This window comes from Acidovorax sp. BL-A-41-H1 (assembly GCF_051942715.1).
Window position 1 is genome coordinate 59146 of record NZ_JBPVJQ010000001.1, and the last position, 9505, is coordinate 68650.

A 9505-nucleotide genomic window follows, 5' to 3' on the forward strand; every position below is an offset into this window, starting at 1 on the left:
TTCGGGGGTGATTGGGGGTTAGGCGGTGGCCGGCTCAGGCCGCAGCGCTCTCTCCACACTGGCCGTGCCCACGTCGCCGCGCCGCAGCAGGTACTCCAGCTCCAGCGCACCAGCGGCCAGGCTGGATTCGGACAGTAGGGGCAGCAGGCGCTCGATGGCGGCCAGGCCGCTGGTGATGGCGCCGCGCTGTTGCTTCAGTGCGGCGGGGGTGGCGGCCACGTCGCCCAGGGCGTTGGCGGTGCCCAGCAGGATGCGCGCCTCGGGTGTTTCGCCCAGGCTGTGCATGCCTGTGGCGTGCGCCACGGTGAAGACCAGGCGGCCCATGGCGTCGGCCACCTGGGCGGCGTCGTCGCCCGTGTAGGCGTGGATGCCTGCGCGGGTGCGCATCTGGCGCACTTCGTCCATGATGCGGGCGCGCACCAGGGCGTGGGCAATGCGGTTGTGCGCCAGGTCGTTCTCGGTTGCGCGGGTACCGTGGGGGGTGTAGCGCTGGCCGTGCTTGAACTGGGCGGCGCGTTTTTGTTCGCGGTTCATGGCTGGGTTACCTCTTGAATGCGTCCGTCGGGGTAGTGCAGGCGGTTGCCCACGCGGCTGGGCAGGGCGAAGGCTGCAAAGCGGTCATCGGTCAGGCCGGGGTTGCGGCCCAGCTCGGGGCAGGGGTAGTGGTCGCCGTGCAGCATGGCGCTGCGGTCACGGCTGGCCTGGTCGATGCGGGCGGCTTTGGCCTTGCGGCGGGCTGCAGCGGCGGCCAGGGTGGCGGCGCGCTTTTGCATGGGGGTCTTGTGGCGGGCCTCGTAGCTGCCGGGTTCGGGGGTGGGGTGGGTCATGTCAGCCTGCAGAAGTTGATGGCCCACACCCAGGGGTCGGCAGCCCATGATTCGGGGCCGTTGATGGATTTCCACAGGGCGCGAAACATGGCGCGCGGGACCGTCTCGTCTGGGGGGCTGGTCATCGGGCAACCGATGGCAGAACGCAGTGCACCGCAGCCCTCGGCAACGCAATCAGCATCGCTGATGTTTTGCAGGCCCTCCACGCGCACTCTGGTGATTTGCAAGGTGATGCGACTGGCCGCCCGGGGCATGAAGATCGCCGGGCGTTTCCACCAGCCCACCTCGTGCAATTCGCGCTTGCGGCGGGGCAGCTTTTCATCGACCTCGTATCGGTAGGCCTTACTGGTGCCCACCGTTTCATCAGCGAAATGCCATTCCTCGCGGCCCTTCTTCTTGTTGAGCCGCTTGGTCCAGTGGCCCCAGGCGTAGAAGGTTTCGCGCACCCAGAGGCTGTCGCCGGGCTGACCGTAGGGGCAGGCAATGTGCACATACGGCGCCCATACTGAAAGCTCCTGCCCAGGGTTGCGTTTTGTCGCTGGGATGTAGTGGCCGCCGACAAATCTCCGATCGGCAATCGGCTGCGGCTTGCACTCCCGCCGTGTCTGCGTCTTGCTGCCATCCAGCAGCGCGCGGACCATGGGCCCGCTGAAAAGGATGGGGCGCTCTTTGCTCATGCGGGCACCTTGCTGAGTGCTCCGCACTGCGCCGCCAGCACCCGGTACCGCTCCAAAAACGCATCGCGGTGGTGCCGCCAGCTCATGGAGGCGCGCACGGTGCTGTTGAGGTCTACGTTGTCCAGCGGCCGCACTTCGGCGCCGGGGGTGTCGATGACGGGCCAGAGCTTGTTGCGCTGGGGGTCGTAGGGCATGAGGTCGCGGCGCTCGGTGGCCAGGGCGGCCAGGTCGGCGTGCTTGACGGCGCCCTTGTAGGCGGCGTGCGCGGTCTTGAGGTGGTACTGGGTGCGCACCAGGGCGGCCAGGGGGTTCTCAAACTCCAGCCACGCAGCGCCCAGTGCCCATTTGACAGGGCTGGCGGCGTCGCCGCTGAGGCATTCGTGCGCGTCGTGCATGAGGCCCAGGCGCTGCGCGTGGTGGTCGAAGCCCTGCGCGGCCAGGATGTCGGCCACCAGCAGGCTGTGCTCGGCCACGCTGTAGGGCCGCGCGGCGTGGCCGGTGTAGCGGTTGATCTGCGCGAGGCTGTGGGCAATGACCTCGATGCGCGGCACCTTGCCGTGCACCAGCAGGTGGATGCCGGATATGGGCTGGTCGGTGCCGTCTTGGGTGACGATCCAGGGGGCGGTGGTCATGCTGCGGCGCCTTGTTGGGTGGGTTGCTTGGGCAGCGCCAGCAGATACACCGCCTTGAAGTGGTCGGCGGCCTCGGTGCCGAAGGGGTAGGGGCAGGCGTCGTTGATGCTCTGGCCCTTGCCTGCCGCTTCGGTGGCCTGCTTTTCGATGGTGGCTTTGCTGACGATCATGGGAATGGCGGGGTTGTTGGATGCGGTGACGAGCTGGCTCACGCTGTGGCTGCCTCGGTGCTTGCGGTGCTGGCACCTGCCCGGCGCGGCAACAACCGCAGGCGCAGCACGCGGCCGCGCAGTTCGGGCATGGGTGGGAAGGCCTGCGGCCCGGGGTGGGCGCGCAGCCGTTCCAGCGACACATCCAGCGGAGCGCCTGCGGTGAGGTCGGCGCGGTGGGCTGTCCAGAAGGTCTGGGCCTCGGGGCCTGTCCACTGCACGCGGTAGGCCTCCTTGATGTCTTTGCCGGTCTGCGGGTTGCGGCCCAGGTTGTCCACCAGCACCAGCTCCAGGCGGAACGCGCCCGCGCTGTCTTGGTCCACGGTGGGGCGCTGCTTGCTCATGAAGAGGGTGCCGGTGTGGTGCATGGTGGGCTCCGGGTGCTGCTGTTTTGATAGCTGCAGGTGCTTACTCTGCCTTGCGGTAGCTGCCCAGCAGCACGGGCATTTCGCCCTTGATGGCGGTGCGCACCAGCTCGGCCAGTTCGTTGCCCATGGCCTCGGTGTGAGCCTCCAGGTTCTGGATGCGCAGCACCAGCATGGGAGCCTTCTCGCCGGTCAAGATGGACAGGCGCAGCACGAAGGTGCGCTCTTCCAGGTCGGCGTAGGGCTTGGTGGTGTAGTAGATGAGGGTGGGGATGGGGTTGGCGCTGGTGGCCTGCACGCTTTCAAAAGCGGTGCGGCTGGCGCTGAGCTGCTGCACCTCGCTGTCTTGCTTGCGCGCGCTTTCGATGGTGATGCTGCGGATGGCGGCCAGGGCCTTGGGCAGGGTCACTTCCTCGGCTTCGCGGAAAAACTGCAGCCGGGCCACGATGCCCCAGTCTTCGATGAACTCGGCCAGCTCTTGCTGGCCGCGTGCGCGGCCGTTGAGCTGCAGCAGGGCGTCGAACGCAGCGGTTTTGATGGGCTTGAGTTCGGCCGTGTTGTCGGCGTGGCCTGGGCTTTCGAGCGTGCCCAGGTCGAGCACGGCGCGGGCCTGCATGGTGGATGCGTCAACAAACACGGCCGCGCCGGGTTGGCGGTAGGCGATGGCGTACTGCGCAAACGGTGTCACGTAGGCTGTTGACATGGCGCCGCGCGCACGGCGGCGGTTGGGCTTCTGGGCTTCGAGGTCGTGAATATCGAAGTCTTTGGGCAGGGCGACGACTGCCCCGCCATCGCCGACGAGTGCGCCGCCCAGCGCCATTTCGGCGGCCATGATGGATTGGCCTTCTTTGAGCGCCTGCACAAACTGGTCTGGCACGTTGATGGTGGTGGTGATGACGCTTGGAGTGGCTTGCAGCTCTGCAGTGGCTGCGGTGTGTTGGGTTGGGTTGTCGGTGGTCATGGCGACGTGATTCCTTTGTGGGTGGATGGAAGGGGCGGTGGCGGGGTGATGTGGCCGCAGGGCTTACGCGCTGGGGCCGCTGGGTGGGGTGGCGGGCGTGCCGTCGCGGCCAAACATGGCCATCTGGTTTTCGGGCGCCAGGGTGAGGCGGCCAAACTTGCCGACGTGCAGGGCGGTTTTGCGGGTGGTTTCTTCGCTGGCGCGGCCACCCAGGGTGGGGCGGCTGAACTTGAGCTGGTGCGTGCAGATGACCTGCGAGGCGCCGGGCACTTTGGTGAAGGTGAACTTCACGTTCACTTCGCCCTTGCCGTCGTTGTCGCAGGTGCCTGCGGCCACCTGGCTCAGGGCGATGGACAACATGCGGTCGAACTGCCCGCCGTCGAGGTCGGTGATGAACTCGGCCACGTCGGTGGCGGCGCTGGTGCTGCTGTTGGCGGTGGTGTTGGTCATGGGGTGATTCCCGGTTGGTGGTGGTATGAAATTGATAGCTAAAAATCCAAGCCCATCAGGCGGTGGCGCAGGCTTTGATTGCAAACACGACGATCAGCACCACGGCCACAACGCCCAGGGCCAGGGCCAGCAGCTCCATGGCGCTGGCGGGCTCATCGCCCAGCGGGTCGGTGGCGGGGGCGGGCAGCTCGCAGGCTTGCGGGCAGGGGCACGCGCGGCGGCCCTGGTGGCAGTGGCTGGCTTTGCACGCGGGCAGGGCGGGGCGCTGGCGGGTCCGGCGCTCGGCGGGCTGCGCGGTGGTGTGGGTGGGGTTGCTCATCGAAGCCACCCCAGCAACACGGCGGTGGCCAGGCCCAAAAAATAGCCAGTGACCTTGCCTTGCCACCAGCCCGCGACCCATGCGGCGTCGGCGTCCTGGCTGCGCACGGTGGGCAGCGGGGCGGGCTTGCCCAGGTGTTGGTGTGCGGGGTGCTTCATGCCAGCATCCCTGTGGTGATGGGGGCAGCCGTGGCCGCGTGCACGCCGTGCAGTTCCATGGCGTCGATGCACGCCATGCCTGCACTGGTGGCCATGGTGATGAACTCCAGGCCGGCGCAGCGGACCAGGTAGGGGCGGAGATTGGTGGTCATGCGGCACCGCCTTGTGGCGTCAGAATGGCCTCTTCACCACTGGAGGCACCATGGGCGCTTTGCACTTCCTGGAGCACGGCACGATGCTGCAAGATCACTTCACCGAGGGTCTGCAACATGAGCTGGAGCTGTACGAGACTGGCGGCGAGTTGTTCCTGCGCCTGTGGATTGGCGGTATCGGCGCCAACATGCCGGTGCTCTGCCGCCTCAGCAAGGCCCAGGCGGCACAGATCGCGGAAGGTGCTGAGCAGCTGGCGGGCCGTCTTGGCTTCTAGCGCCTGGGGGTGCTTGCGGTCTACAGCCAGCGTCATGCCGGTGGTGATGTAGCCGGGGCCCTGCGGCGTGCGGTGCGTTGCGACGCGGGCAATGGATTGCTCGCCGTGCATGTGGATGGCGTCCAGCAGGTCGCGGTCGGCATCTGTCTCGGCGGTCAGCACGTAGCTGAAGTTGCCGTTGGGGGGCTGAGTGACCTTCATGCGGCCGCCTGTGTCAACACTGCAGCGGGCAGGGTTTCGATGTCGTGCGCGGCATCCAGCAGGCGGGCGGCCACCTCGCGCAACTCTGCGGGCGTGAGGCGGACTTTGGCGTGAACGCTGGAAAACAAGCCGAGGTCCAGCTTCAGTTCAGCCACGTCCTCGCTGCTGTCGCGGAATACGGTGATCGCTGGCCGGTATTCGCTGTCTGTTGTGGCCTCCAGGCCGAAGCAGGTTGTTGCATTAGAGCCGTAGCGACGCTGGTAGCTGTGCTGCGCTTCGACCGGAGAGATTGCTGGGCGGTAGGTGTGGGTGGTGGTCTGCATCGTTCCTCCAGGGCGCCGGGGTGGCGTGTGGAGGTAATATTACTGTGCGGTAATACTTTGTCAATACTTAAAAGTAATGTGATGCAAAAATTGCTCGCCTGTGTGTGGCAATTTTTCAGTAAGTGAATGTTGCTGCTCTGTGCTAGCCTGCACCAAAAGGGGGTGGCATGCGGCTTTCAACTGTGCGATGGGCGATCAGTTTTGCTGTTTTGGTTGGGTTGTTTGGCGTTGCTCCAGGCGCTGTGCAGGCGCAGCTCAGGTGCACGATGCCGAATGGCGTCAAGATCACTCAGCAGTTGGGCAGCTGTCCGCGTGATGCGGTGGCTGCTGAAAAACTGGACGGTACGCCCGTGCCTATGGCTGAGGCGTTGCCGAAAGTTCAGAGTCCAGTGGGGGTGAAGGCTCCTGCGGCTGTGCAGCAGCCATCGCAGCCGGTGCCAGCTTCGGAGACTTCGGGTGATTTCTCGGGGCTGGTGGCCTTTTTAATTGCGGCTCTCGTTATTGGCCTGATCATGGCTATCAAGGGCTCTGGTGGTTCCTCGGGTCCCGTTGTGTACTGCACTGCATGCGGCACCGAGGGGCGCGGGAAGACCAAAACACGTGGTTCGCTGTTGATCGAGGTTGTCCTTTGGGTCTGCTTTTTAGTCCCGGGATTGGTTTACTCGCTTTGGCGTCACAGCAGCAAGCACAAGGTGTGTGGTGCGTGTGGCTCTGAAGCATTGGTGCCGCTGAATTCACCGGTGGCGCGGGCGGCCAGGCCATCGGCCACACCGCCCGGGCAACAAGTGTTGCCTGGTGCGCATGCGCCTGAGGTTGATGAGGCTTGGGAAGGCAGTTTCTACGACGTAGTGGCCCAGCGCAGCATTGAAAAGACGGTGCGCATCGTGTACCGCGATGGCGAAGGGGCGCTGTCGGAGCGTGTTGTGGATGTGCGGGCTTTTGAGCCATCAGGATCTGATGGTTTAGTGATTGGCCATTGTCACCTGCGCAATGCGCGTCGCACGTTTCGGTTTGATCGCATGGTGCGAGTGGTTGATGAAGACACTGGTGAGGTGATCTCGAATTTGCAGGCTGTGTTAAATGCCGAGTGGGAGGCATCGCCAGAGCCGGTGCTGGATGCGCTTTACGCGAAGCATCGGGATTTGTTGAGGGTGCTGCTCTACGCGGCAAAAGCGGATGGAGCTATGCGGGCCCCTGAAGTGCGGGTGATTGCCAGGCACTGCGCAGAGTTGACGGGTGATGACCGCCTGACGCCTGACGTGGTGCGCGAATTGCTCGATTTTGTGGACCTGCCATCCATCACCAGCTTTGTCCGAATCTACAACCAGTTGAGGCGCGAGCGGCCTGCCGATGCGCAGCGCGCGGCGCAAGCCTGCCGCGAAATCGTTGCCACGCAAAAGACAATTCACCCTGGCGAGCAAGCCATGCTCGACGCTTTGGACAAGCCTTTGCCAAAGTCAACCAAAGTGAGTGCGACAGGGGCGGCGGTGGGCGCCTAAGACTTCCCGGTTTTTTGGGTTTTGCCTACGCCGACCCGGTGGGGTCGGCGGCTGGGTTGTGTCTGCGCGCGAGCGGGAAGAGATACACCTTTGCAGTGCTATGCCGCACTTTTTGCCGGCGCTGCGGCAACTCGCCGCTCCCATTTGCTCACCACCAGATCCAGCGTCTCGTCAATGTCCTGCATCGCTGTAACGCCTGCCCGGGCCCCGAGTTGTTTTTTCAGCTCAACGATGCGCGCCAGAGAGACCTTTGAAAACGGCCAGCCCACTGGTGGTTTGGGCGCGGCTTTTTCAGGGTCGGCAAAAGGGTTTGCCTTTGGGGTGTCGCGTGCTAGGTGGGCCTGTGTAGGGGCCGTCTGTTTGTTCTTTGCAGGCTCTTCGAGGTAGCGGGGTGGCATGTGCGCCATCACTTCGAGTGATCTGGCCCGGCGTTCGCCAAAAGTCTTATTGCGTAGCAGGGCGGAAAGCTCTCCCTGGTTGATCTGCTTTTCGCCATTGTTCGTTGACGCAATGAACAGCGTCAGTGACCCGCCGAAGTGGGTATCTATCCACTCGCGCAGGCGGGCGCGGCGGTTGGCAATGGCGGGATCGTCGTTCGGCAGCATGGAAGGGTTCATTGTTTCCATCCATTACCGCAAAGTAAAACACTGAAAAGTATTGGATTTAACATTACCGTGTAGTAATATGAGCCGATGCAAGAGATTCTTGAGTACCTGCGGGGCCTGTCGCCACCTGAGCGCGAAGCCTTTGCCGAGCGCTGTCACACCAGTGTTGGCTATCTGCGCAAGGCGGTTTCCACAAGGCAGCAGCTTGGCGTGGAGCTGTGCATTCACCTCGACCGGGAGAGTGGTGGGGTTCTGAGGTGCGAGCGGCTGTTCCCTGGTTTGGATTGGGACTACTTGCGCAAAGCTGCTCAGCGTAAGACGGCGGATGAGCTGGCCGATTCCCATCCAAATGAAGCCCCGCCGCCCGCTGTGTGTGCGGGTGGTGCTATCAAATCCGAAGCATTGCAGCCCTGTTTGGTTGAGGCGGGGGTGGCTCATGTCTGAGACGAGCGTCAGCACGACGCTCTCCGTTGATGCCAGCGCAGCGCAGGCGCTACTTGCCCAGCTTCTTGACGCTCCTCTGCAGGTCCGCGAGGGCGTTGTCCATCTTTTTGAGTCCAGTGGCGAGACCCTGTGGTCCACCCGAATCGATCTGGATGTTGGTGCCGCAGCGGGTGCACTTGAGCATCGGATTGTTCTTGAGCCGTCCAAGCGTCTCCTTGAACTTGTGGCCGCACTTGGCGCAGGAAATATCGACCTGATGGTTGTCGAGCAGTCCAGTCATGGGCATCCCTCTCGAAAGTAGGTGTGGCGTGGAAATCGCATTGTCTTTCGTTTGCGGATGCCCGCCCAATGCCTCGCACGGCGCGGCCCCTCATGCCATCACCAGCCGTTGCAGCTGCGCCAGTGCATGCACGTGCGCGGCCGGCACGCTGCCGGTTTCGAGCATGCGGGCGCGGGCCAGGCTCATCCAGCGGGTGAGTGCGTCGGCGTTCATCACGCCTTCGGCGTCGAGTACCAACACCAGCTGCTGCGCAAACAGTTCCAGCGCCGCCACGCGGGCGGCCAGGTCTGGGGCTGGTGTGTTGCCGCCTGGGGCGGCTGGCTTGGTTGTGAGGGGGTGATTTGTCATGGGGATAACTGTCTCAATTCCTGATGCGCTTGCCTATGGCGAAGATGGGCCGCCGCCAGCCACTCAACCCGCGCCGGATGTGCTGGTGGCGGTGGCAAACATGCTGAAAGGGCGGGTGGGCTATGTGGCCCGGCGCCTGGGTTGGAGTGAGAGCACGTTGCAGAAGAAGATCAGCGGGCGCGAGAAGCATGTGTTTTCGGTGCGTGATCTGCAGCTGGTGCAGCACGTGCTGGGTGATGTGTCGCCCACGCAGTTTTTGGCGGCGGCTGAGGGCTATGTGTGCCTGCAGGTGAACCCTGTGGAGGTGGATAGCCTGGAGGCCGGGCTGGTGCGGCTGCAGGTGGCGCTGGCCGACTTTGCCCAGGCGGCGCATGCGGCCTCGAAGGGTGGCGGTACGGTGTCGGTCAACGGGCTGCGCAGCGTGCGGCATTTTGAGGCCGAGGTGCTGGGTTGTGTGAATGCCGTTGGTGCGTTCATCGCCTCGCGTGCCACAGCGCCCCAGGGGGAGGGCGGTGATGCATAGCGCGCCCGCCCCGTTGCTGCCCCGCGCCGCATGTTGGGAGGCGGGCACGGTGCAGTCTTTGCTGCGTGCCCCGCAGCACGCGCAGGCGGCTGAGTTTGATCGTGGCCTGGAACGCGGTTCGCCTGCTGCGCCGGTTGCTCTGGTGGCCCCGGTGCCGGTGCCGGTGCCTGCTGAGTGCGATGGCTGCCCGCTGAGTGCGGAAGAGTGGACAGTGTGGCACCGTGTGCGTGCCGAGCCCATGAGCTGGGAGCGCTGAG

At 64.5% G+C, this 9505-nt stretch carries 20 protein-coding genes; 4 read left to right on the forward strand and 16 right to left on the reverse strand.

Annotation, left to right across the window (positions count from 1 at the left end; all coding sequences use genetic code 11):
- Window positions 1-18: 18 nt before the first annotated feature.
- The 13 genes from ACTPOI_RS00255 to ACTPOI_RS00315 all read right to left on the reverse strand — a co-directional run bounded on the left by ACTPOI_RS00255 (window position 19) and on the right by ACTPOI_RS00315 (window position 5549).
- Window positions 19-534 (reverse strand): hypothetical protein, encoded by a 516-nt coding sequence (locus ACTPOI_RS00255; RefSeq protein ID WP_440105356.1) that lies wholly within the window; start codon window positions 532-534, stop codon window positions 19-21.
- Complete coding sequence (locus ACTPOI_RS00260) at window positions 531-827, reverse strand: hypothetical protein (protein ID WP_440105358.1); 297 nt, start codon at window positions 825-827, stop codon at window positions 531-533. The genes ACTPOI_RS00255 and ACTPOI_RS00260 overlap by 4 nt, the downstream gene beginning before the upstream one ends.
- A complete protein-coding gene (locus ACTPOI_RS00265; RefSeq protein WP_440105360.1) occupies window positions 824-1504 on the reverse strand; it encodes a hypothetical protein in 681 nt (226 codons plus the stop codon). Before ACTPOI_RS00265 ends, ACTPOI_RS00260 begins: the two co-directional genes overlap by 4 nt.
- Window positions 1501-2136: a hypothetical protein gene (locus ACTPOI_RS00270; RefSeq protein ID WP_440105362.1), complete on the reverse strand. Its 636-nt coding sequence runs from the start codon at window positions 2134-2136 to the stop codon at window positions 1501-1503. Before ACTPOI_RS00270 ends, ACTPOI_RS00265 begins: the two co-directional genes overlap by 4 nt.
- Entirely contained in the window at window positions 2133-2348 is a 216-nt protein-coding gene (locus ACTPOI_RS00275) for a hypothetical protein (protein ID WP_440105364.1), read from the reverse strand. The genes ACTPOI_RS00270 and ACTPOI_RS00275 overlap by 4 nt, the downstream gene beginning before the upstream one ends.
- A complete protein-coding gene (locus tag ACTPOI_RS00280; RefSeq protein WP_440105366.1) occupies window positions 2345-2713 on the reverse strand; it encodes a hypothetical protein in 369 nt (122 codons plus the stop codon). Before ACTPOI_RS00280 ends, ACTPOI_RS00275 begins: the two co-directional genes overlap by 4 nt.
- Before the next feature lie 40 nt (window positions 2714-2753).
- Entirely contained in the window at window positions 2754-3671 is a 918-nt protein-coding gene (locus ACTPOI_RS00285) for a DUF2303 family protein (protein ID WP_440105368.1), read from the reverse strand.
- Window positions 3672-3734: 63 nt separating this feature from the next.
- On the reverse strand, window positions 3735-4121 hold the full coding sequence (locus ACTPOI_RS00290) for a hypothetical protein (RefSeq protein ID WP_440105370.1): 387 nt from the start codon (window positions 4119-4121) through the stop codon (window positions 3735-3737).
- A 55-nt stretch (window positions 4122-4176) separates the two neighbouring features.
- Window positions 4177-4440, reverse strand: coding sequence for a hypothetical protein (locus tag ACTPOI_RS00295; RefSeq protein WP_440105372.1), 264 nt, complete (start codon window positions 4438-4440; stop codon window positions 4177-4179).
- Window positions 4437-4598, reverse strand: coding sequence for a hypothetical protein (locus ACTPOI_RS00300; RefSeq protein WP_440105373.1), 162 nt, complete (start codon window positions 4596-4598; stop codon window positions 4437-4439). Before ACTPOI_RS00300 ends, ACTPOI_RS00295 begins: the two co-directional genes overlap by 4 nt.
- On the reverse strand, window positions 4595-4750 hold the full coding sequence (locus ACTPOI_RS00305; RefSeq protein WP_440105375.1) for a hypothetical protein: 156 nt from the start codon (window positions 4748-4750) through the stop codon (window positions 4595-4597). The genes ACTPOI_RS00300 and ACTPOI_RS00305 overlap by 4 nt, the downstream gene beginning before the upstream one ends.
- Window positions 4747-5226 carry a hypothetical protein gene (locus ACTPOI_RS00310; RefSeq protein WP_440105377.1) on the reverse strand — a complete coding sequence of 160 codons (480 nt, stop codon included), beginning with the start codon at window positions 5224-5226 and terminating at the stop codon, window positions 4747-4749. The genes ACTPOI_RS00305 and ACTPOI_RS00310 overlap by 4 nt, the downstream gene beginning before the upstream one ends.
- The gene (locus tag ACTPOI_RS00315; protein ID WP_440105379.1) at window positions 5223-5549 is read right to left on the reverse strand and encodes a hypothetical protein; all 327 of its coding nucleotides are present in this window, start codon (window positions 5547-5549) and stop codon (window positions 5223-5225) included. Before ACTPOI_RS00315 ends, ACTPOI_RS00310 begins: the two co-directional genes overlap by 4 nt.
- A gap of 167 nt (window positions 5550-5716) precedes the next feature.
- Between ACTPOI_RS00315 and ACTPOI_RS00320 the strand changes: the two genes are divergently transcribed.
- Window positions 5717-7048 carry a WYL domain-containing protein gene (locus ACTPOI_RS00320; protein WP_440105381.1) on the forward strand — a complete coding sequence of 444 codons (1332 nt, stop codon included), beginning with the start codon at window positions 5717-5719 and terminating at the stop codon, window positions 7046-7048.
- A gap of 98 nt (window positions 7049-7146) precedes the next feature.
- Here ACTPOI_RS00320 and ACTPOI_RS00325 read toward each other — a convergent pair whose 3' ends face one another.
- Window positions 7147-7653 (reverse strand): hypothetical protein, encoded by a 507-nt coding sequence (locus ACTPOI_RS00325; RefSeq protein WP_440105383.1) that lies wholly within the window; start codon window positions 7651-7653, stop codon window positions 7147-7149.
- An 87-nt stretch (window positions 7654-7740) separates the two neighbouring features.
- On the opposite strand from ACTPOI_RS00325, the gene ACTPOI_RS00330 reads away from it, so the two are divergent.
- Window positions 7741-8097 (forward strand): hypothetical protein, encoded by a 357-nt coding sequence (locus ACTPOI_RS00330; protein WP_440105385.1) that lies wholly within the window; start codon window positions 7741-7743, stop codon window positions 8095-8097.
- A 49-nt stretch (window positions 8098-8146) separates the two neighbouring features.
- Here ACTPOI_RS00330 and ACTPOI_RS00335 read toward each other — a convergent pair whose 3' ends face one another.
- Together ACTPOI_RS00335 and ACTPOI_RS00340 are read right to left on the reverse strand one after the other, a co-directional pair.
- A complete protein-coding gene (locus tag ACTPOI_RS00335) occupies window positions 8147-8377 on the reverse strand; it encodes a hypothetical protein (RefSeq protein ID WP_440105387.1) in 231 nt (76 codons plus the stop codon).
- Window positions 8378-8467: 90 nt separating this feature from the next.
- Window positions 8468-8725, reverse strand: coding sequence for a hypothetical protein (locus ACTPOI_RS00340; RefSeq protein ID WP_440105389.1), 258 nt, complete (start codon window positions 8723-8725; stop codon window positions 8468-8470).
- On the opposite strand from ACTPOI_RS00340, the gene ACTPOI_RS00345 reads away from it, so the two are divergent.
- Window positions 8724-9248 (forward strand): phage regulatory CII family protein, encoded by a 525-nt coding sequence (locus tag ACTPOI_RS00345; RefSeq protein WP_440105391.1) that lies wholly within the window; start codon window positions 8724-8726, stop codon window positions 9246-9248. The genes ACTPOI_RS00340 and ACTPOI_RS00345 overlap by 2 nt on opposite strands.
- On the forward strand, window positions 9241-9504 hold the full coding sequence (locus tag ACTPOI_RS00350) for a hypothetical protein (RefSeq protein ID WP_440105393.1): 264 nt from the start codon (window positions 9241-9243) through the stop codon (window positions 9502-9504). Before ACTPOI_RS00345 ends, ACTPOI_RS00350 begins: the two co-directional genes overlap by 8 nt.
- The last annotated feature ends 1 nt before the right edge of the window (window position 9505 follow it).